This is a genomic window from Trabulsiella odontotermitis (assembly GCF_001297775.1).
GTDB classification, from domain to species: Bacteria; Pseudomonadota; Gammaproteobacteria; order Enterobacterales; family Enterobacteriaceae; genus Trabulsiella; species Trabulsiella odontotermitis.
The window spans coordinates 271,109-290,760 of the sequence record NZ_LIFX01000004.1 but is presented as its reverse complement, the minus strand read 5'-3'; the positions used below and the strand labels follow the sequence as shown (position 1 = coordinate 290,760).

Here is a 19,652-nt window from a genome sequence, read left to right as displayed (position 1 = left end):
CTCCACGCTCAGCACGGACAGGTAAATTCAGTAATCAATTGCTGCGGAAATATCGTCCGCTAAGCGTTAATTTATTACGGTAAGTTGCCGACGGTAATTGCTGGGCGTTAATGAAGTCAGTTTCTTGAACGTCTTAATAAAAAGACTGGGGCTGCTGTAACCTGACTCATAAGCAATATCCGTCACCGAGTAGTTGGTAATCTCAAGTTGCTTTTTAGCAAAGTTGATGCGGATATCGTTAATAATCTGCATCGGCGTTTTGCCATAATAACGCTGCGTGGCCCGGGTTAAATATTCCTGCGATTTACCTGAAAGGCCAACCATCATTTCCAGCGCATTTTCACCAAACTTGAGTTTATCGTGCATCTCCTCGACAGTGGTTTTTAACCACTGCGGTGTGACGTCCTGAACCGGCTCTTCGCGATAATGCCGTAAACGGTTAATCACATAAAAAGAGACCAGTTCAATAAATTCATCAAATTCCGTTTCGCGGAAATTTAATGACGCAACCACTGATTCGATATAGCTGAGAAAGGTATTTTTAACAGAATACAACTGCGATGCGACAAGGACAGAAGGCAGCAGAGGCTGGTAATGCGTTTCAAAGAAGCGTTTGCTGATCCCGACATTGAGAATTCGCGTAGCGCCAAAGTCGTAAAAACTCTGGTGATACGAGCCCATCGGGATAAACACAAAATCACCGCGCTCCAGCAGGACCCGCTTGCCATTGATCTCCTGATAATAGCGACCGGTTAACACTATGGTGAATTCATAGTAGTCATGCTGATGCAAACCGCCGGCACTCTCCGTCTTGTTGTAGATAACGACGTGAAAATTTTTACCGTTGAAAAGCTGTTGTTCTCTGGCGGTGCTGATTTCCATGGTCATCATCTTCGGTTGCCTCATCGTCGTTGATTGCCTGTTATTGTACCTTCTCGTGCAGTTCAATCAATTCAGCGACCAGCTCACGCGCCAGCATTGACGTCATAAGGTGATCCTGCGCATGAACCAGCACCAGGCTGACCTTCATTTTGCCTTCGCCTTCGTCGCTCTCAATCAGCTGAGTCTGCACACGGTGGGCTTCACTGAGTGCCACGCGAGACTGCTCCATCGTCGCTTTCGCGGCGTCGAAATCGCCCTGCTTTGCCTGCTTCAGCGCGGTGTAGGCGAGGCTGCGCGCCTGCCCTGAGTTAATAATCAGCCCCATGACGACCTCTTCAAGGTCATTTTCCGGGGTTTCTGCGTCCGTGATGTGATCCAAATCCAACATATCTTTTCCCTCTTTGACTGACGGTGTGGGAGGACTCTCCCACACCGCGCAACATCAGAATTTCAGTGCTTCAGCGATATCTTCTTCGCTCTCTTCTTCGTCAATGACCGTCTGCGCTTTGTTAGCGACCGTCACGAACGGCAGGTAAACCAGAACCGAGACACCCAGGTTGAACAGCGCGACGAGCAGTGCTGCGATGCTACCGTTACTGTTGAAGAACGCCCCGAGGCCGGTTGGCATCGTCCACGGCGCCAGGTTGGTGACCGGTGGAATAATGCCCATCGAGTAGGCGGCAAGCGTGATTGCGGCCAGAATCGGCTGAATCAGGACAAACGGGATGAACATCACCGGGTTCATGATGATCGGCAGACCAAACAGAATCGGTTCGTTAATCTGGAAGATGCCTGACGGCAGCGCCAGTTTCGCGACCTGACGATGGTCCGCACGACGAGAGCCGATGAAGATGGCGATAATCAGACCCAGCGTCGCCCCGGAACCACCCAACAGGATGTAGGAGTCGAGCATCGGTTTCGCCCAGAAGTGGAACTGTTTACCGGCAGCAATCGCCGCGTCGACAGAACCGTACTGGTTGTACAGCGCGATGTTTTCCAGCGCCCACGGGGTCATGATGCCGTTGTCCAGTGCGGTCAGCGCCAGAGAACCGTGCACGCCGAAGAACCACAGCAGTGAGTTGAACACCACGTAAGCCCAGCCGACCACGCTACCCATCGACGCCAGCGGCGTAGAGATGGAGTCCATGATGATCTGGTGGAAGTTGGTCTGCCAGTGCGTCAGCGCCCAGGAGATGATCCCGAAAATGGAGAGGATCAGGAAGCCGGGAATTAACGCCGAGAAGGAGCGCGACACCGACGCCGGTACGCTGTCTGGCAGGGTAATGACCCAGTTGCGACGGATAACAAAAGTAAACAGTTCCGCGACAACCAGACCAATAATCATGCCGGAAATAATGTTCTGCCCGCCTAACCAGTTCGCGCCCACGGCATAAGCTTCACCTACGCTGTACGGTGTGACGGTCATAAAGGCAGCAACAGATAATAAACCTGCGGCTAAAGGATCAACTTTTCGCTCTTCCGCTAACGCCATGCCAATAAAAAAAGGCGCCATCAGCGACATAATACCTAATGTACCGTTGTACACGTTGCCGCCGATGGCTTTGAAACCATTCAAGGTTTCAATGGTTTCGGGATCTAAGCGAACACCCAGGGAGAAAAAAAACGAGCCTTCGCCAAAACTCAGAAAGACGTTGTTAATAAGAACAAACATTGCCCCTGCGAGGGTCAACGGCATTAATTTAATAAAGCCGTTTTTAATCGCATTAACGTGAGGCTGCTTTCCAATTTTGACTGCAAAAGGAAGGAGTACCTTTTCAAGCGAACCGATGACTCTACTCATAGAAAAATACCCTTAAAAGCCGCAATGAATATTACGGCGCATGTGTGTGAAATTACTCTTTGACGGGAAAAATAATAAAATTATTGCGCTGCTGCTTTCTTAATTGTGGCGACAGCGGCTTTAAGTACACCTAAACCATCTACTTTGCCGTACAGAATTGAATCGATCACTTCCACGGGCTTATTCGGAAGCAAGCGTTGAATTTCGGGTAACATATAAGCAATCTGGGGACCGAGTAATACTACATCGGCGTCTGGTCCTTTTTCCCCTGCCAGTGTTTCAGGGAACGCATCAATAATTACCGGCACTTCGTATTTTTCTGCCTGAGCACGCATTTTAGAGACCAGTAGCGATGTCGACATGCCCGCAGAACAAAACAGATAAATGTGTTTCTTTTCCATAGACGACTCCTCACTTATTTTTCTATCTTCTTTCTGCTTCCGACAGCCAGGATTATTCCCCTTACCCTGACTGCTGGTGTTTTTATAACCGTTTGGTTACTTGATTTGATGAGTTGAGTATACGCCAACACACCAGGGGTGGATAATCCCTGTTTAGTAAAAATTGTCTCTGGTTGACCTCGGGTTATGACTACCCTCACACTTCAGTCAAATAATTCGCGAAAAGAAATAAGATTTGGCGATCAAAAAAGCCTGTCCGTGAGGACAGGCTTTCGTAGAGCTCAGACAAACTACGGATAGCTATTTATTGACCTGCGGATCGGTGTCGTACTCTGCACAGGTCTGGTAGCCAGAGTTAATCACGTGTCCGGTGTCATCCAGCGCCACGAAGTAGGTTTCTGTCTTACCATCCCGTTGACCGAGGATATATGTCTGGCAGGTACCACGCGCGTGGATCATCGAGACTTCTGATGACGGTTGGCCCGCGATCTGCTGAACCTGTGCACGTGTCATCCCTTTCTTCACATCTTTGACCACGGGCTGTGTGAACTGGTCTTTGGTTCTGTCGTAGGCAGTACAACCTGCCAGCATTGTGAATACTGCCGCTGCACCTAACATTCCTGCGATTTTTGTGTTCATATTCCGTCCTCTTGTTTATCAGCGTGTTATAAGCCTGGAATAGATCAGACAATTTTTCAACTTAGCATGCTAATTGAAATAACTTTCGGAACATTCTAGTGAAAAAACGATAAGCTGCTGAATCGCGCCCTTTTGCAGCAATCAAAACTGTGATCCTTGTCGTTTTCCTGGCAACGCGTTAGCTTTAACACATCACGCTTATTCATTTATGGAGGTGTTGCTATGACGTTACAACACGAGATTATTCGTGCACTTGGCGCGAAGCCGCAGATTGACCCGAACGCCGAAATCCGCCGTAGCGTGGATTTCCTGAAAACCTACCTGAAAACCTACCCGTTCCTGCACACGCTGGTGCTGGGGATAAGCGGCGGTCAGGACTCCACGCTCACCGGCAAACTTTGCCAGACGGCCATCAGCGAACTGCGCGAAGAGACCGGGAATCCGGCCCTGCAGTTTATCGCCGTACGCCTGCCCTTCGGCGTTCAGGCTGACGAGCAGGACTGTCAGGATGCCATTGATTTCATCCAGCCGGATCGCGTATTGACCGTCAATATCAAAGGCGCTGTGCTGGCGAGCGAACAGGCGTTGCGCGAGGCAGGCATTGAGCTGAGTGATTTTGTTCGTGGCAACGAAAAAGCCCGCGAACGGATGAAAGCGCAGTACAGCATTGCGGGAATGACCAAAGGCGTTGTCGTGGGCACTGACCATGCCGCCGAAGCGGTGACCGGCTTCTTCACTAAATACGGCGATGGCGGTACCGATATTAACCCGATTTTCCGCCTGAATAAGCGTCAGGGAAAACAGCTGCTGGCAACACTGGGTTGCCCGGAGCATCTTTATAAGAAAGCGCCGACCGCTGACCTTGAAGACGACAGACCGTCTCTGCCTGACGAAGCGGCGCTGGGCGTCACCTACGACAACATTGATGACTATCTCGAGGGTAAAAAGCTCGACGACAGCATCGCGAAAATCATCGAAGGCTGGTACACCCGCACCGAGCACAAGCGCCGCCCGCCCATCACCGTGTTTGACGATTTCTGGAAGAAATAACCCCGCACGGCGGCATTATGCCTCAGGCTGATGCCGCCAGCGCCGGGCTCACCAGCCAGCTTATCTCGCCATACAGCAGCCGCCCTTCCGATTCCAGCAACCGCAGCGTATGCGGTCCATTCTGCCAGTAAGCGCCCTGATCGGCAGTCAGCAGTTTGTCGCCCAACTGCCATGCGCCGCTCAGGACAAACACCACGCCGCCGTTGGGTGCAAAGGTGGTAAAGGTTCGATCCGCCACCCGCACCTGCGCCCGGCACTGGTCCCGCCGGGTCATGACGTTAAAATCCATCGACATCTGGCCTTCAGACAACTGAGCGTAGACGCGCTGTTCACCAGCGAAATAGAACGGTTCGAAATGCGTCAGAGCATGTTGAAACGCCGCGCCGCCATCGAGCACTACTTCACCGCCTTCCAGCAGTGTAATGACCCGATCCACACCGGGGAAAAGAGAAAAATCGCCGTTGCTGGCGATAGAGGCAATGCTGGCGCGCCAGCTAAAATCGCGTGTGCCAGGCGGGAAGCAACACAGCTCACGGGTCTCGCCGCCACCGTTGCGCCACAACGTGACGGGCATTTTGCGGATATCAAAGTATTCCATTGCGACTCCTGAACGACGCGGATGCGTCGGAAGGCTCAAGGTAAGCAGCCGTTTTATGGTTATTTTTCCTGTCCGAAAATGACTATCGGCACACCGGATGTATACCTTAGCGTCGCACTGTAAAAAAGAAAACCGCCGGGCCTGCCCACAGCCCATAAGGCGCAGCGTGGGCAAGACCGGCGGTCTTGAATCCGGATGCTGAGTTATTCAGCAGGCACTGGCATTTTACCGTCTGGCGCGTGACGTTCTGTCAGACGCTTCTCAAAATTGGCATTAAAGGTCTTTTTCTGTTCCGGGGTCAGAATGTTGTAGATTTTGTTCTGCGTTTCCATACGGGAGAGCATCATGCCTTTGCGTTGCTCTGCCATTTTGTCGATCTGCGCTTCTGCTTTCGCTTTGTCGAAGCTGTCGCTGGCGATCAGGTTATGCATCTCGCGACGTTCGTCGAGGGACGGACGTTTCATGTTGTCGCGCTGACTTTTCATGATGTCGCGGATCTGCTGTTTCTGCGCATCGGTCAGGTTCAGCCCCTGGAACATCATGTCATGATGCATACCCGGCTTGCCTTTATGATGCATCATCATTTTACCGTCCGGCTGCGCGGCCGGTGCCGTGGTGGTATCGGCGGCGTGTGCCAGGTTAGCCGCACCCAGAGCCAGAGCAGAGGTAACAAACAGAGCAGTCATCTTCTTCATAGGTTATTCCTTACTTTCAGTTATTCTGACGGCGCGTTGCCGTGTTGACGTGATTAACTTTACGACCTTTAACGTCAATTAGTCAGAGTGTGCGTAAAACAATGAAAGTGTAAAAAACAACTTTTCATCAATTATGGAGGAAATAAGGAAGAATGATGAAGAATGGAAAGAATGTATTTTATATTGCTGATTTTAAAGAAATTATGAAGAAAGCATACCTGCAAACTGAATAAAAGAAAAGCAATTCTCCAGGATAATTCTGCTTTCAGGCTAAACGCGTCATAAAAAAGCCCCGGCACTATTGTCTTTCTTTCCCTGGCAAAAGCATCAACCTCCTTTATAATCACAAGCATTCATATTTGTCTGGTTAATGCATGAAGCCCTCCGACCATATTCTGACGCTGACCAACGCGCTCTCCCGCCCGGAAAATATTCGTACCGCCAGGCCACGACAACTCATCTCGCTACGCCATATACCGGAACCGATGGTCTGTGTGCTTCATGAAGGGATCGTCGGTATTTTTCGGGAAAGCGACCATCTGTTGGTAGCCCACCTTTACGCCCCGTTTGTGCTGGGCTTTGCCTTAGCAGAAAGCCACCATCAGCCGCATATCTACCTGAAAACGCGCAACACGGTGCGCTACGAGATGATCCCCCACCAGCAGGCGCTGGCCCTTTTCGATGAAAAACAGCTATGGAAAAGCGTTGCCTGGGTGCAGGGTTTCATGGCAACAGAACTTTTTCGCCAGCCGGCCAGCTATGTCGGGCAATCCAGTTACCAGCTGATTCGCCAGACGCTGCTGGCATTTATGCAGGAAGAGGAATTGCTGCGTAATACGATGCCTGTGCTGGAATACCTGCAGGAACGTACCCTGCTCTCGCGAAGCGGTATTCAGCGGATCCTGAGCGAACTGAAAAAAGGCGATTACATCTCGCTGGAAAACGGCAAACTGATTGACGTTCACCGCCTGCCTGAACGTTTTTAAGCTACTCGTACTCAACGGAAAAATTCACCAGCGCGTTCGCCGCACCGCTTTTGACCGGCGTGCGCGTCACCACATAGCTGGCAGTCCAGGCCAGTGAAATCGTGCCATCCGCCGGGTTAATGGCAAAATCATGACTGGTCGCATCGGTGCTTTTCGGTTTTTGTACCTTGCCGCTGGCATCCACAATTTCCAGCGCCACGCCCTCGGCACCGCCCTCATCGAGCGCAAAGAGATCGGGGTTATCCGCATCTGCCGTGCCATCCATCGTTACACGGGCGGTGACCACATCGCCGCAATGCTGCAGGCCGATGGTAAACGGAACGTGGTTCAGCGCGTCGCCGACGCTGTGTCCGCGGGCTAACGTCACCTCGCCCATCTCCACGCTGAAATCGCTCTGTACCAGCTCACAGGTGCCCTGGCGGATCGACAGCGAAAAGTACAGATCGCCCGGCGAACCAATATCGGTTTTCGCCTGCGCCAGCAATGGCAGGCAGCATATGCCGATGAGAAATAAGCGCTTCATGGTTATTCGATCTCCACCCGCATGGTGGCAATGCCCTGATAATTACCGGACGCCGGGCGTTTCCCCGTAGTACTGATGGGCCACGCGTGCATATCGAACTCCGCGCTACGGCTACCGCTGCTATCCTGAGCCCCCAGTGCCAGCGGCGCTTCACTGTTGACATCGTTTGGAACCATGACGGTCTCGCTGTCGTCACCGGCAATCTGCACGCCAATATCCGGGTTGCCCATATCGATTGCCGTGGCGTTGTTGCGGTTGACGGTGCCTTCAATATGTATCCATGCCCGGACGCCGTCAGAAATGTTATGGCAGTGGAGCACCAGTTTCTTTTTGATGATCTGCACGTTCTGCGGTTTGCTTCCGGCAGGCACTTCAAAATCACGTGCGTCATATTCCCCCAGCGGAACATTTACTACCGCACCAGCATCCATTTCGCAGCCTTGATCCACTTCAACTGTGCCGCTGAGCAGTACCCGCACTATCGGCGTCGTCGAATAAACGCCCGCTTTTTTAGACAGGTACAGCGCGGCAACCTCGGTTTGCGGAATAGTAGAAATGCCGACAAACGGATGAGCAATATACAGCGACACGCTACCGGTGGTGCCGGTCTGCGCATCATGAACGCCGCCTTTGGAAGCACACTCTTTCGAGTTCGGGTTTTTGTTGGTGAGATCATAAAATGGCGCATTGATATTCCCTTCATTGGAGACGCTAATCGTCGTGCGAACTTCCAGGTTATCGTTCACTTTGTACCAGGTGGCGGCATGACCGGCAGGCAGGTTTACCTCGGCTTTGTAATACCCCGGCGGCGGGTTCGACATATCGTCCGGGCACTGGCAAGTGATGGAATACCTTTGCCCGTTATCCCAGCGGGAAAAATTATCGAATTCATGCCCGGAATAGTTCTGCGATGGATCGGTGATCGTCTCGTTAAAGGATGAAGGAAACTGATGGACAGTGTCAGACTGACACGGCCCCCAGTCGCCCGCCGCCTGCGCGGGTGCGCTGCTCAGGGCCAGCCATAATCCGCCGACCAGTAACCCGATGATGTTTTTCATATTATTCGCTCTGACAGGTTGCAGACAGTGAAATCACCGCGCTGCGTAATTGTGATTGCGCAAGCTGGTAATCCACCACACAACGTTCATCGCGCTCCTTGCCCCAGCTCACGTTGATGCGTCCTTTCTCCGGCAGACCGCTGATATACAGCTCGCCGTCTTCCGCCACCATGCCGGTGGTGGGTGTCTTCGCCGCGTCATCTGCCAGTGCGGCTGTCGCGCCAAACGGTACCGGCCCTTGCCCCGGGCGGGTTAAGGTCAACAGCGCACGATAACCCACGCGGGTATCGAAACTGGCGCGTACCACTGCGCCGCGCGTCGGGACGACCTGCAGGAAGGCATCGTTCAGATCCACCTGGTTATTGAGCGTTTCGCTGCGCAGTGAGACCTCGGTCTCGCGGTACGGCGTCAGTTGCGGCACGACCGCGTTGCCGAAGCGATCAATCGTCACGCCACTGTTATTGGTGACGCTGCTGCCCTGCGCGCCTGGTGCGCTGACCAGCGCCATGGTTTCGCCGAGCGGTTGCGACAGCGTGACGCCGCCGCTGTGCACAATGACCCCGCCACGCAGGCTGTAATTGAGCTGGCGCGAATCTGCGCCATAGTTGTAGCCGACGTCGACGTCTCCACGTCCGCCCTGATAGTTCAGCGAGGCGCTGCCGCTGTTGCCCTGCCCGTCGTTGCCGTAGCCCTCGGTCACGCTGTAATCGAGGTTATGGTCATCGAGCAGTGTGCCGTTAAGGCTGACCTGCGAGACGGTGCGCTTGTCCTGATCGCGGGTGGTGTGGAAGCTGGTCCATGCCGAACCGATAGGTATGCTGACATCCAGCGACCACAGGCGATCGGTCGTGTCGTCATCGGGATTGCGATTTGCCGACCAGGCCAGCGACCAGGTGGCGCGGCCGATGTGACCGTTATAGCCGGTGGAAAACGTCAGGCTCTCATCGTCGTCCTGCCAGTATTTCTGGTCTGTGGCATTGACGTACCACGAGCCCCACGCGCCGAGTTGCTGCGTCAGATTGACCTGCAACTGGCTGCGGCGATGGTAATGACCGTAATCACTGTCCGCCTCGCTGCGGCTGTCGGTGGCCTCCTGAAAGGTGTAAAAGCCCGGTGTTGAATAGCGGTAACCGGAAACATTAAAACTGGTGCCGGTTGTAGCAAAACTTTTGGCATACAGCAGTCGCCATGCGTAGCCGCTTGATACGATGTCATCCACGACCTGGCTGGCGGCGTGGGTGGCATCCAGCGACAGCGCGCCCCACTCGCCCATATTTTTACCGATCCCCAGCGCCTGTGCGTTGTAGCCCTGGCCGGTCAGCACACCGCCGTAGGCGGTAAACCCGGCGGGCAAGCCGTAAATCGCTGTCGCTTCCAGCAGTTGCGGCGACTCACTCTGGTAATTACCGGCCTGATAACGCCCGGCGGCGAGGCTGTATTTGAGCTGACCTTCGCGCTGCATTATCGCGACCGCGGCATACGGCTGAATGAATTTTTGCTCACTGCCGTCGCTTTCCTTCACGGTCACCGTCAGATCGCCGCTGTTCGCGGTCGGATAGAGATCGTTAATCTCAAACTGTCCCGGCGACACAAAGCGGCGATAAATCACGTAGCCGTTCTGCTCAACCACCACTTCTGCATTGGTTTTGGCGATACCGCGGATCACCGGCGCGAAGCCGCGCTGGCTGTCCGGCAGCATTTGATCGTCCGACGCCAGCACCACGCCGCGCACCGGCAGACTGTCGAAAATGTCTCCTGAGGTGGAGGTGTCCCCCAGCGTCAGTTGCGATTTCAGCGGGATCAGCGATCGGGTCAGATAGGTGCCCATGCTGTCCCAGTGATTTTCACCATTGCCGTGCTGCCAGACGCTGTTATTACGCAGACGCCACGGGCCGAGGTTAAAACCGCTGCGCAGGTTGAGATAGTCACTGCGTTCATTGCTGTCCTCGCTGGTGTCACCGCCGCCTGGCTGATAGTGGCTCTGGCTGCCGCTGTAGCTGTAATCAAACAGCAACGCCGGAATGCCATTGTCCCAGCGGTTTTCCGGCACCGTACCGCGCGCCGTCTGCTGCATTGCCGCCTGCGGGAAGCTCAGAGACAGCTTCAGCGCACTGAAATCCAGCTCACTTTTAGCACCAGGGATAATCGTCCAGAACGGCACACAGGCACCCGCAGGTAATTTCGCAATGTCGGCAAAAGCCGCTGTACGCACGCCCCATGCCTGCAACTGAGCTTTGGTCAGGCAGGGCAACAGCGTTTGCCCCTGCTGTTTATCGCGGGCAGCGGCAAAGGCCAGCATCATGCGCGTCTGTTTCTGGTCATTGACGTAGATATCGACCTGATATTTCCCAGGCCGCTGCGCATCGTTTTGTTCATAAACGGAGAGATCGAGATGCTGGTCGATACCCTCTGCGTTTTCGAGAAATTTCGGGTTAAACTTCGCGGCAACGGCCGGTAACACACAAAACGTGCTGCTCGCCACCAGCGTGCTCATTACCAGTGTGGTGAGTATTTGTTGCGACGTTTCCATAACCGTAATCCGCAGACACGACTCAGCGCACCGGTTGCGTCATCTGCGCACCGGCCACACCAAAATCGTTGATGATACTGTACTGCACCTGACTGAACGCCCCGGTATTCGCCGGTAATTTGACCGACAGATGTCCTTTCGCCGGGACCATCACCGAATCGTTAATCTGTTTGCCGCCCACACGCAGGTCATGGAACGTCATCACGTATGCCGACGGGTTATCGATGGCGAGCTGATTTCCGGCATGGGCAAAGGTCAGCGTCTTCGCGGCGCTGACCGGGTCGCCAGGCAGTCCGTCAGGGCGATAAAACAGCTTCAGGCGTGTGCGAACCGCAATCTGCAACAGATTTTTCCCCGCGCTGTCGTCGCTCACTGACGGAATCGCTTTGACGTTAATCCAGTACACGGATTCCCGATCAGCGGGTAACTGGTTATTAATATTCACGATCCGCAGGGCGTTGTTTTTATTCGGCTGCATCTGAAACAGCGGCGGCGTAATAATAAAAGGCGTCTTTTTATTGCCGTTAATATCGTCAATCCATGACTGCACCAGAAATACATCCTTCTGACTATGGTTCTGTACCGTCAGTGATGCCTCTTTCTGCCCTTCCTGATATATCACCCGGGTGGCATTTAATGAAATACCGCCGGCGAAACAGGCAGGCGCAAAAAGACAGACCGCAGCAAGCGCAGTTGAAATACGTAACATATTAACCTCAATGAAAGGCTGGCAGACAAATGCCTGCCAGGGCGACCCAATAATTATTCGTAGGTCAGACTAAAATCGACTTGCCCACTGGCGCTACCGACTGTCACCGCATCTTTGGTGCTCACGTAGCGGGCATCGTAATTGAGGATGGTTTCGCCTTCAGACAGGGCCTCAAGAGAAGCGCCATCGTTCAGGGCAATGGCTTCGCCTTTCGCATCGAAAAGACCGATCCCTACGCCAGTCGCGCTTCCCGCACCGTTATCAACGGAAAGCAGCGAGGTGTCATCGTCATCGCCGATGCCGGTAAACACCACGTTAACCTTGGTTTGACCCGCCGTCAGATCACACTCTTCGAGCTTAATCTGGAACGGTGTGGCCGTAGATTTGTCGCCTGTCGCCGCAAAGGTTGAGCTTTTCACTGCGCCCAGATCCACTTCCTGATTCTTCGATTCCGAAGAGATAACACAGGGTGAATCCACAATTGAGCCATTAAATTTAATTGTCCCGTCGCTGGCGGTAGCTGTCTGCATAGTTGCAATAACCGCGAGCGGTAACAGCGCGACACCCAATAATACTTTTTTCATATTGCATCCTGATAGTTAATAAATCCTGTTATCAGCGTTAAGACTGATAATATTGCTCACCCTCAATCGCTAAAAAAAGCAACACACGTGCTAAAAAAGGCGCACACTTTTTTTTTATGATTGATGCGGGTGGTGAGATAAACGATATGAATATTCGACGGGGTTAACAAATTGATTATTACCCAAAATGAAGTCCATTATGAGACCCATAATTTTCTCAACATTCATTGGGGAAATGTCTGTATCCAGGCTAAGGTTTCTGATATCCGTTAACCCTGCCTGCCTCAGGAACAGACGCCACCACCATGAACATAAAACCCATTGCCGCCCTGGACAGGCTGCTGACTGCCCTCCACCACGAAGGAACTGACTACACGCTGGAGCGCGGGCAGATCTTTACCTTCAGCACAGGCGAGGACGCAAAAACATTGTTAATTCGCGAGGGGCTGATTGCGTTGCAGAGAAGTTCCGACGAACGGTTGATTTACTGCCTGTCAGCGCCGGGCATACTGGGCTTTAATACGGTGCTGGAAAACCGTACGGATTACTATATTCAGGCGTACGACTCCACCGCGCTGACTGTCATTTCACTGAGCCGGGTCATGGCGATTGTGGAAGAGCAAAACCTGTGGCGGGACATGTTTGAAGTGAGCAACGCAACAGCCACCGCCATGCACGGTATTTTGCTCAATACTTCAGGTAAAAGTTCGCTGGCGATAATCCGCTATTTCCTGCAGGCGCTGGAGCGGGAACCGTCGTTAATTCGCCAGTGCATCCCGGCTGCTGAATATGTGCGCACGCGTTCCGGTCTTTCCCGCAGCTACGTCATGAAATGTCTGGCCCTGTTGCGCAGCAACGGCGAAATTACCATGCACCAGGGCGCGCTGGTCACCTGTCAGCTACAGCACGACAGCGACCTGCTCTGATCACGGCTCCCGCACCAGCATCAGCCCGGCCCGCAAACCCAGCGCCACGGTTGGATTGGGAAACAGTACAAACTCCCGCTCATGCTCCACCTGGTAACAGGTCTCGCCGTCTTCCGCCAGCAACGTTCCCTGCATGAACGGTGTAAAGTTGAGCGTGTCGTCAGACATATACAGTTCGAAGGCTTCGCTCTTGCGGGTGATTTGCTGTGACACGCGATAGCGTACCGGCGCGGTAGTCACCGCCTCCAGTTTGTCACCCGCGATCCACGCGGCCAGCGCCTGCCGGGTTTGGGCAAACAGCGTCAGATCGTTTTGCCCGAATGGCAGCGCTTTACCCAGTTCGAGGGTGCAGGAGAGCGCATTAAATTGCTCGCAACTGTAATGCGTGAACGTTCCGGCGGGTGTCTGATGGAAGACCAGTGCTTCCAGCCCGGCGTTGCCCAGCCAGTCAAGAAACGCCGGTTTCCACGGTGTACTGCGAGCGGGCAGTACGCCAAAACGTACATGGTGCGAGCCGCGGATCGCCGTATGCAGATCCAGATGCCAGCGTTCGCTCCCGTCAGACTCACGCCAGAACTGCGCCAGCGTCTGCTCCAGCACCACGGCGCGTGCCGTATCGCTGCCGGGCGGGAACGTCTGCCAGCGGCCACCAAACATCCGGTTCATATCGCTGTGCAGATAACGACGGTTCGCCCGCAGCGCCGCCGGGTTACCGAGGATCACCAGCAGCCGACAGCGCAGCGCCAGTTCACCGGCAAACAGGCGTTGCAGAAGATGGTCAACCATCTCCACCGGCGCCGTTTCATTGCCATGAATGCCCGCCGACAGCACCAGCGACCGTTCAGCAGGCTGATGCGGCGTCAGTTGCAGAATGCCGCAATCCAGCCAGTGCCAGCGAAAATGCGGGGTGTTGCCGTGAAAACTGTGGGGCAATCGCCCCGCCAGCGTTAATGCCAGAAAATCCTTCATCGTGCCCTCTCAGCGCTGGAACGGGTACACCGATCCGAGCTTCAGGATCTGCGTCAGGCGATCGAGCGCTTCGCGCCCGTCGCGCAACAGTTGCGGGTCAGCCAGATCCGCCTGCGTCAGCCGATCGCGATAGTAGCGATCCACCCAGTCGGTGAGCGTGGTAAACAGCGTCTCATTCATCAATGCCGCCGGGTTAACCGCCGCCAGTTCATGTTCGTTGAGTACCACGCGCAGACGCAGACACGCTGGACCACCGCCATTCGCCATGCTCTCGCGCAGGTCGAACACCTTCAGTTCGCTGATCGGGTTATCCTGCGCCAGCAGATCGTTGAGATAGCGCCAGACGCCCTCATGCGACTGCGACTCTTTCGGCAACACCAGCATCATGCTGCCGTCCGCTTTGCTCAGTAGCTGACTGTTAAACAGATAAGTCACCACTGCCTCTTCCACCGACACGCGCGACGCCGGGACTTCGATCGGGGTAAAGCCAGGCACCCGCGCAGCCAGTTGTGCCAGCAACGCTTCCTGATCGACAAACGCCTGCTGATGGCAGAACAGCACCTGGCGGTTGCTGACCGCAATCACGTCATTATGGAAAACGCCTTTGTCGATCACCGCCGGGTTTTGCTGGGCGAAAATCAGTTGTTGCGGATTAACCCGGTTCAGCCGCGCCACCGCCTGGCTGGCTTCCAGCGTCTGACGGGCGGGGTAACGCGACGGGTGCTGTTCGCCCCCTTCCTCGCGCCCGTAAACAAACATCTGCACGCCCGGCTGCCCGTACGCGCCGCCAAAACGGTTGTGGTTCGCCGCGCCTTCGTCACCAAACATCGCCACCTGCGGCAGTGCGCTGTGGATGGCGAAATAGTGCTCGTCCGGCAACAACGCCCGCAGCACCGCTTCGGTGGTGGGCGCTTCACTGGCACGGTGGAATTTATTGTTAAGGTTGGCGACTGTCAGATGCACGCGACCGTCGAGGGTATCTGCGGAAGGTGCCACCGTGGCGGCATTCGCCACCCACATCGACGACGCCGAACTGACAGCCGATAACAGTTGCGGTGCCTGCGTTGCCGCTTTCTCAACCACCTGCTCGTCGCTGCCGCTGAAACCTAACTGCCGCAACAGCGGCACATTAGGCCGCTCCTGCGGCGGGATCACCGCCTGCTTATAGCCCGCATCGGCCAGCGCTTTCATTTTCAGCAGCCCCTGCTTCGCGGCCAGTTGCGGGTTAGACACCTGAAAACGATGCTTCGTAGAGGCTTCATTGCCAAACGACAGCCCGGCGTAGTGGTGCGTTGAACCGACCAGGCCATCAAAGTTCACTTCCCAGGCATTCATAATCCTTCCTCACGCGAAAAATCCAGCCCCGGACTCAACGTTTCCGGCAGCGCAATGGCTGGCGACTCCAGGCTCGCCATCGGCCATGCGCAGTAATCGGCGGCGTACCACGCGCCAGGGCGATGATTGCCGGAAGCGCCGGTACCGCCGAACGGTGCAGTACTGGCGGCACCCGTCAGTGGTTTGTTCCAGTTGACGATCCCCGCGCGCGCTTCCAGCAGTAACTGGTCAAATTTCTCGCGATCCGGGGAAATCAGCCCGCACGCCAGACCGTAGCGGGTAGCATTGGCCTTCGCGATGGCCTCATCAAAGGTATCGTAGCGCCAGACGCAGAGCAGCGGTCCGAAGACCTCTTCATCCGCAACGGTGGTCACCCCGGTCATTTCGATAATGCCCGGCGTCAGCAGCGAGGTATCGGCTTCCAGCAGACGCGGTTCGAGCAGCGTTTTGCCGCCGTTCGAGACGTGCGTCAGCCACGCTTTATGCACGTTCTGCGCGGCCTGCGGGGAAATCAGCCCGCCCATAAAGGGTTGTGGATCGGCATCCCAGCGCCCCGGCGTCAGGCGGCGACTGACCTCCACCAGGCGGGCAAGAAAGGCGTCGCCACGCTCGCCACGTTTAACCAGCAAACGGCGGGCGCAGGTGCAGCGCTGCCCGGCGGTAATAAACGCAGACTGAATGGTCAGATGCACCGCGGCGTCGATATCAGCGGGATCATCCACAATCAGCGGATTGTTGCCGCCCATCTCCAGCGCGAGGATTTTTTGCGGCTGCCCCGCCAGTTGACGGTGCAGATGGAAACCGGTGGCGGAACTGCCGGTAAACAACACGCCGTCGATGCCTTCCTGCGCGCTTAACGCTTCGCCGGTTTCGCGACCGCCCTGAACCAGATTCAGCACGCCCGCCGGAAGCCCGGCCTGTTCCCAGAGTTTGACCACCACCTCACCGCTTTTGGGTGTCAGTTCGCTCGGCTTAAACACCACGGTATTCCCCGCCAGCAGTGCCGGAACGATATGCCCGTTCGGCAAATGGCCGGGGAAGTTATACGGGCCAAACACCGCCAGCACGCCGTGCGGACGATGACGCAGCGTCGCCGCGCCGTCCGCCATTGCCGTCTCCTGCTCGCCCGTCCGGCTGTGATACGCCTTCACCGAAATGGCGATTTTGTTGATCATCGCCGTCACTTCCGTCGTCGCTTCCCAGCGCGGTTTGCCGGTTTCACTGGCGATGGTTTCGGTCAGTTCTGTTTTGTGGGTTTCCAGCAACCCGGCGAATTTTTCAGCGATCGCCTGGCGAACGGTAAACGGCTGTTTTGCCCATTGCGGGAAAGCACGGCGGGCGGCGGTCACCGCCTGCGCCACCTGCTCTGCATCGGCATCGCTGCCGCTCCACAGCGTTTCGTGCGTCACCGGGTTGGTTTTGTTGCGCGCCTGCCCGCGCCCGGTTTCCCAGTCACCGTTGATCCATAAACTCATGATTTTTTCTCCTCAGGGCAAAGGCGCACCAGGCGGATCTTGTCGCCCGCACGGCATTTCAGGGCATCCAGTTGTTTGCCGGTCAGTACCAGCCGTTCGGTGTGGGGATCCGCATTCACCAGCATCGCGCGGAACTGCTGATACTGTTCATTCGACACCAGACATGCGGGCCATTCGCCCGGCGCAGGCTGCCCTTCAACAACCTCCACCAGCCGACTTTTGCGGATTGCCCGAACCCGGTCGATATCGCACTCCAGCGTCGGGCCACCGTCGAAAATGTCGATGTAGTTGCGATAGCGGAAGCCCTCTTTTTCCAGTACCGCCCGGGCCGGTGCGGTTTGCGGATGGACGTCGCCAATCACCGCACGGGCTTCTTCGCTGAGGAAATCGGTGTAGATCGGATGCTTGGGCATCAGTTCCGCAATAAACGCTTTCTGCCCGGTGCCGCACAGATAGTCGGCGCGGGAGAAGGCCATTGAGAAAAAGCGTTGCCCGAGGCTCTCCCAGAACGGCGAATAGCCGTGCTCGTCGATCACGCCGCGCATTTCGGCCACCACTTTTTCATTGAAGTGGTCGCGGAACGCCGCCATAAACATAAAGCGGGATTTCGACAGCAGATAGCCGTTACCCTCTTTGCGCCACGCCGGATCGAGGAACAGCGTACAGAGTTCGCTGCTGCCGGTATGATCGTTACTGAGGAACAGCGTCGGCAGCGCGTTATAGACGTTCAGCTCTTTGGAGGCATGCACCAGCGTACCGACACGATAGTTGTACCAGGGATCGTTCAGACCAACCGCCACTTCGATGGCGCAAATTCCCGCCACTTCGCCGCTGTCGGTATCTTCCAGCACAAACACATAGCCCTGCTCGCCCTTCGGCAGCGTGCCTTCCCAGGTTTTCTGCGCGCGTTCGATACGCGCGGACAATGTTTTTTCATCCGCAGGAAGCGACGTCAGCCCACCTCCGGTTTTCCCTGCCAGCGCCATCAGTCCGGGCAAATCCTCTCGCCCGACCGGACGAATGACCATCATGATGCGGCTCCTTTCAGGAAGCGTTCACAGGCGCGCTCAAAGCGGTCGAGACCGCTGTTGACCTCTTCTTCGCTGATGATCAGCGCCGGGGCGAAACGCACGACGTTCGCGCCCGCAATCAGGATCATCAGTCCCTCTTCAGCGGCCTGCTGGCTGATGGCTTTTGCTTTACCGGCATACTCGTCTTTCAGCACGCAGCCAATCAGCAGCCCCATGCCGCGAATCTCATTGAACAGGCCGAAGCGGGCGTTGATTGCCTGTAACCGCTCAGTGAACCACTGGTGGCGCTGCTTAACGCCGTTCAGCACGTCCCGGGTATTGATAACAGAAAAGACCGCACCGGCCACCGCGCTCGCCAGCGGGTTACCGCCGTAAGTGGTGCCGTGGGTGCCAACGGTCATCACGCTGGCGCATTTTTCAGTGGTCAGTACCGCGCCCACCGGGAAGCCGCCGCCCAGCGCTTTGGCGGTGGACAGCACATCCGGCGTCACGCCGTAATGCATATAGGCATACAGCTCGCCGGTACGGCCAACGCCGGTCTGTACTTCATCAAAAATCAGCAGCGCGTTGTACTGATCGCACAGCTCGCGCAATCCTTTGAGGAACGCCGGATCTGCCGGGACCACGCCGCCTTCGCCCTGCATTGGCTCAACAATCACCGCGCAGGTGGTGTCATTAATCAGTTCGCGGGCAGAGTCCAGATTGTTGTAAACCGCGTGGCTGATGTCCGGCGGCAACGGGGAAAAATCCTGTGAATAGGAAGGCTGACCGCCCGCCGAAACGGTAAACAGCGTGCGTCCGTGAAAGGCGTTTTTGAACGCCACGATGCCGCTTTTGTGCTTACCGTAATGGTCATGGGCATATTTGCGCGCCAGCTTCAGCGCTGCTTCGTTGGCTTCCGCGCCGGAGTTGCAGAAGAACACGCGTTCGGCGAAGGTGGCATCGATAAGCTGTTTCGCCAGCCGCAACGCAGGCTCGTTGGTGTAGCCGTTGCCGGTGTGCCAGAATTTGTTCGCCTGTTCGGTCAGCGCGTTGATCATCACCGGGTGCGCATGACCGAGCGCGTTAACGGCGATCCCACCAGCAAAATCAATGTATTCTTTACCCTGCTGGTCCCACAGGCGTGAACCCTTTCCGCGTACCGGTATAAAGGCCGCCGGGGCGTAAACCGGCATCATCCATTCATCAAAATTGTTACGCGTCATTGACTGAGACATAGTGACCTCTTCCGGTAAATTAAAGGTTTCAATATTGTTAAATATTATGGTGTGTTTGCGCTGTAAATGTAGATTGCACAGTTCGTGCCAGCCAGCGTTAAAAGTGCATAACCAGAAGTGGATAACCTGAAATCAATGAGTTACGACCTGCCACTATTCACACAAACTGCATAAAAAGTGAATAAAACCGCAAAATCAAGCATTAGCGATGCTAATAATCGCAACATTATGCATTAGCAAAAC

Annotated in this window: 20 protein-coding genes; 3 read left to right on the top strand and 17 right to left on the bottom strand. The window is 55.2% G+C overall.

Going from position 1 to position 19,652, the window contains the following annotated elements; genetic code table 11:
• Positions 1–66: 66 nt before the first annotated feature.
• The 5 genes from chbR to osmE all read right to left on the bottom strand — a co-directional run bounded on the left by chbR (position 67) and on the right by osmE (position 3,723).
• A complete protein-coding gene (chbR, locus tag AOY23_RS07025) occupies positions 67–906 on the bottom strand; it encodes a transcriptional regulator ChbR (RefSeq protein ID WP_072170942.1) in 840 nt (279 codons plus the stop codon).
• Positions 907–922: 16 nt separating this feature from the next.
• On the bottom strand, positions 923–1,270 hold the full coding sequence (chbA, locus tag AOY23_RS07020; RefSeq protein WP_054178516.1) for a PTS N,N'-diacetylchitobiose transporter subunit IIA: 348 nt from the start codon (positions 1,268–1,270) through the stop codon (positions 923–925).
• Positions 1,271–1,324: 54 nt separating this feature from the next.
• Positions 1,325–2,683, bottom strand: a complete 1,359-nt coding sequence (gene chbC, locus AOY23_RS07015; protein WP_054178517.1) for a PTS N,N'-diacetylchitobiose transporter subunit IIC — start codon at positions 2,681–2,683, stop codon at positions 1,325–1,327.
• Between the two features lie 80 nt (positions 2,684–2,763).
• Entirely contained in the window at positions 2,764–3,102 is a 339-nt protein-coding gene (gene chbB, locus AOY23_RS07010) for a PTS N,N'-diacetylchitobiose transporter subunit IIB (protein ID WP_268807232.1), read from the bottom strand.
• Positions 3,103–3,384: 282 nt separating this feature from the next.
• Positions 3,385–3,723, bottom strand: a complete 339-nt coding sequence (gene osmE / locus AOY23_RS07005; RefSeq protein WP_054178519.1) for an osmotically-inducible lipoprotein OsmE — start codon at positions 3,721–3,723, stop codon at positions 3,385–3,387.
• A 222-nt stretch (positions 3,724–3,945) separates the two neighbouring features.
• Here osmE and nadE point away from each other — a divergent pair, with 222 nt between their 5' ends.
• Complete coding sequence (gene nadE / locus AOY23_RS07000) at positions 3,946–4,773, top strand: ammonia-dependent NAD(+) synthetase (protein WP_054178520.1); 828 nt, start codon at positions 3,946–3,948, stop codon at positions 4,771–4,773.
• 22 nt (positions 4,774–4,795) lie between these two features.
• On the opposite strand, the gene ves is transcribed toward nadE, so the two are convergent.
• Together ves and spy are read right to left on the bottom strand one after the other, a co-directional pair.
• Positions 4,796–5,371 carry an environmental stress-induced protein Ves gene (gene ves, locus AOY23_RS06995; protein ID WP_054178521.1) on the bottom strand — a complete coding sequence of 192 codons (576 nt, stop codon included), beginning with the start codon at positions 5,369–5,371 and terminating at the stop codon, positions 4,796–4,798.
• Between the two features lie 203 nt (positions 5,372–5,574).
• A complete protein-coding gene (gene spy, locus AOY23_RS06990) occupies positions 5,575–6,066 on the bottom strand; it encodes an ATP-independent periplasmic protein-refolding chaperone Spy (RefSeq protein WP_054178522.1) in 492 nt (163 codons plus the stop codon).
• Positions 6,067–6,440: 374 nt separating this feature from the next.
• Between spy and AOY23_RS06985 the strand changes: the two genes are divergently transcribed.
• Positions 6,441–7,052 (top strand): helix-turn-helix domain-containing protein, encoded by a 612-nt coding sequence (locus AOY23_RS06985; protein ID WP_054178523.1) that lies wholly within the window; start codon positions 6,441–6,443, stop codon positions 7,050–7,052.
• A gap of 1 nt (position 7,053) precedes the next feature.
• Here the strand turns inward: AOY23_RS06985 and lpfE are convergent, their stop codons facing one another.
• From lpfE to AOY23_RS06960, 5 genes are read right to left on the bottom strand one after another with little or no spacing between them, the layout of a single operon-like run.
• Positions 7,054–7,575: a long polar fimbrial protein LpfE gene (lpfE, locus tag AOY23_RS06980; protein WP_054178524.1), complete on the bottom strand. Its 522-nt coding sequence runs from the start codon at positions 7,573–7,575 to the stop codon at positions 7,054–7,056.
• A 2-nt stretch (positions 7,576–7,577) separates the two neighbouring features.
• Positions 7,578–8,633 (bottom strand): fimbrial protein, encoded by a 1,056-nt coding sequence (locus tag AOY23_RS06975; RefSeq protein ID WP_054178525.1) that lies wholly within the window; start codon positions 8,631–8,633, stop codon positions 7,578–7,580.
• Between the two features lies 1 nt (position 8,634).
• Positions 8,635–11,163 (bottom strand): fimbria/pilus outer membrane usher protein, encoded by a 2,529-nt coding sequence (locus AOY23_RS06970; protein WP_054178526.1) that lies wholly within the window; start codon positions 11,161–11,163, stop codon positions 8,635–8,637.
• A 22-nt stretch (positions 11,164–11,185) separates the two neighbouring features.
• Positions 11,186–11,872, bottom strand: coding sequence for a fimbria/pilus periplasmic chaperone (locus tag AOY23_RS06965; RefSeq protein ID WP_054178527.1), 687 nt, complete (start codon positions 11,870–11,872; stop codon positions 11,186–11,188).
• 53 nt (positions 11,873–11,925) lie between these two features.
• The gene (locus tag AOY23_RS06960) at positions 11,926–12,456 is read right to left on the bottom strand and encodes a fimbrial protein (protein WP_054178528.1); all 531 of its coding nucleotides are present in this window, start codon (positions 12,454–12,456) and stop codon (positions 11,926–11,928) included.
• Between the two features lie 305 nt (positions 12,457–12,761).
• Here AOY23_RS06960 and AOY23_RS06955 point away from each other — a divergent pair, with 305 nt between their 5' ends.
• A complete protein-coding gene (locus AOY23_RS06955) occupies positions 12,762–13,382 on the top strand; it encodes a helix-turn-helix domain-containing protein (RefSeq protein ID WP_054178529.1) in 621 nt (206 codons plus the stop codon).
• Here the strand turns inward: AOY23_RS06955 and astE are convergent, their stop codons facing one another.
• The 5 genes from astE to AOY23_RS06930 are packed head-to-tail and all read right to left on the bottom strand — an operon-like array spanning position 13,383 to position 19,409.
• Complete coding sequence (gene astE, locus AOY23_RS06950; protein WP_054178530.1) at positions 13,383–14,351, bottom strand: succinylglutamate desuccinylase; 969 nt, start codon at positions 14,349–14,351, stop codon at positions 13,383–13,385.
• 9 nt (positions 14,352–14,360) lie between these two features.
• Complete coding sequence (gene astB, locus AOY23_RS06945; RefSeq protein ID WP_054178531.1) at positions 14,361–15,686, bottom strand: N-succinylarginine dihydrolase; 1,326 nt, start codon at positions 15,684–15,686, stop codon at positions 14,361–14,363.
• The gene (gene astD, locus AOY23_RS06940) at positions 15,683–17,161 is read right to left on the bottom strand and encodes a succinylglutamate-semialdehyde dehydrogenase (protein WP_054178532.1); all 1,479 of its coding nucleotides are present in this window, start codon (positions 17,159–17,161) and stop codon (positions 15,683–15,685) included. Before astD ends, astB begins: the two co-directional genes overlap by 4 nt.
• Entirely contained in the window at positions 17,158–18,192 is a 1,035-nt protein-coding gene (gene astA, locus AOY23_RS06935; protein ID WP_054178533.1) for an arginine N-succinyltransferase, read from the bottom strand. Before astA ends, astD begins: the two co-directional genes overlap by 4 nt.
• Positions 18,189–19,409 (bottom strand): aspartate aminotransferase family protein, encoded by a 1,221-nt coding sequence (locus tag AOY23_RS06930; protein WP_054178534.1) that lies wholly within the window; start codon positions 19,407–19,409, stop codon positions 18,189–18,191. The genes astA and AOY23_RS06930 overlap by 4 nt, the downstream gene beginning before the upstream one ends.
• Between the last annotated feature and the right edge of the window lie 243 nt (positions 19,410–19,652).

Bases quoted from the DNA above. Each gene is read 5' to 3' on its own strand.
- chbR (WP_072170942.1), bottom strand. From the start codon at position 906: ATGAGGCAACCGAAGATGATGACCATGGAAATCAGCACCGCCAGAGAA.
- chbA (WP_054178516.1), bottom strand. From the start codon at position 1,270: ATGTTGGATTTGGATCACATCACGGACGCAGAAACCCCGGAAAATGAC.
- chbC (WP_054178517.1), bottom strand. From the start codon at position 2,683: ATGAGTAGAGTCATCGGTTCGCTTGAAAAGGTACTCCTTCCTTTTGCA.
- osmE (WP_054178519.1), bottom strand. From the start codon at position 3,723: ATGAACACAAAAATCGCAGGAATGTTAGGTGCAGCGGCAGTATTCACA.
- nadE (WP_054178520.1), top strand. From the start codon at position 3,946: ATGACGTTACAACACGAGATTATTCGTGCACTTGGCGCGAAGCCGCAG.
- ves (WP_054178521.1), bottom strand. From the start codon at position 5,371: ATGGAATACTTTGATATCCGCAAAATGCCCGTCACGTTGTGGCGCAAC.
- spy (WP_054178522.1), bottom strand. From the start codon at position 6,066: ATGAAGAAGATGACTGCTCTGTTTGTTACCTCTGCTCTGGCTCTGGGT.
- AOY23_RS06985 (WP_054178523.1), top strand. From the start codon at position 6,441: ATGAAGCCCTCCGACCATATTCTGACGCTGACCAACGCGCTCTCCCGC.
- lpfE (WP_054178524.1), bottom strand. From the start codon at position 7,575: ATGAAGCGCTTATTTCTCATCGGCATATGCTGCCTGCCATTGCTGGCG.
- AOY23_RS06975 (WP_054178525.1), bottom strand. From the start codon at position 8,633: ATGAAAAACATCATCGGGTTACTGGTCGGCGGATTATGGCTGGCCCTG.
- AOY23_RS06970 (WP_054178526.1), bottom strand. From the start codon at position 11,163: ATGGAAACGTCGCAACAAATACTCACCACACTGGTAATGAGCACGCTG.
- AOY23_RS06965 (WP_054178527.1), bottom strand. From the start codon at position 11,872: ATGTTACGTATTTCAACTGCGCTTGCTGCGGTCTGTCTTTTTGCGCCT.
- AOY23_RS06960 (WP_054178528.1), bottom strand. From the start codon at position 12,456: ATGAAAAAAGTATTATTGGGTGTCGCGCTGTTACCGCTCGCGGTTATT.
- AOY23_RS06955 (WP_054178529.1), top strand. From the start codon at position 12,762: ATGAACATAAAACCCATTGCCGCCCTGGACAGGCTGCTGACTGCCCTC.
- astE (WP_054178530.1), bottom strand. From the start codon at position 14,351: ATGAAGGATTTTCTGGCATTAACGCTGGCGGGGCGATTGCCCCACAGT.
- astB (WP_054178531.1), bottom strand. From the start codon at position 15,686: ATGAATGCCTGGGAAGTGAACTTTGATGGCCTGGTCGGTTCAACGCAC.
- astD (WP_054178532.1), bottom strand. From the start codon at position 17,161: ATGAGTTTATGGATCAACGGTGACTGGGAAACCGGGCGCGGGCAGGCG.
- astA (WP_054178533.1), bottom strand. From the start codon at position 18,192: ATGATGGTCATTCGTCCGGTCGGGCGAGAGGATTTGCCCGGACTGATG.
- AOY23_RS06930 (WP_054178534.1), bottom strand. From the start codon at position 19,409: ATGTCTCAGTCAATGACGCGTAACAATTTTGATGAATGGATGATGCCG.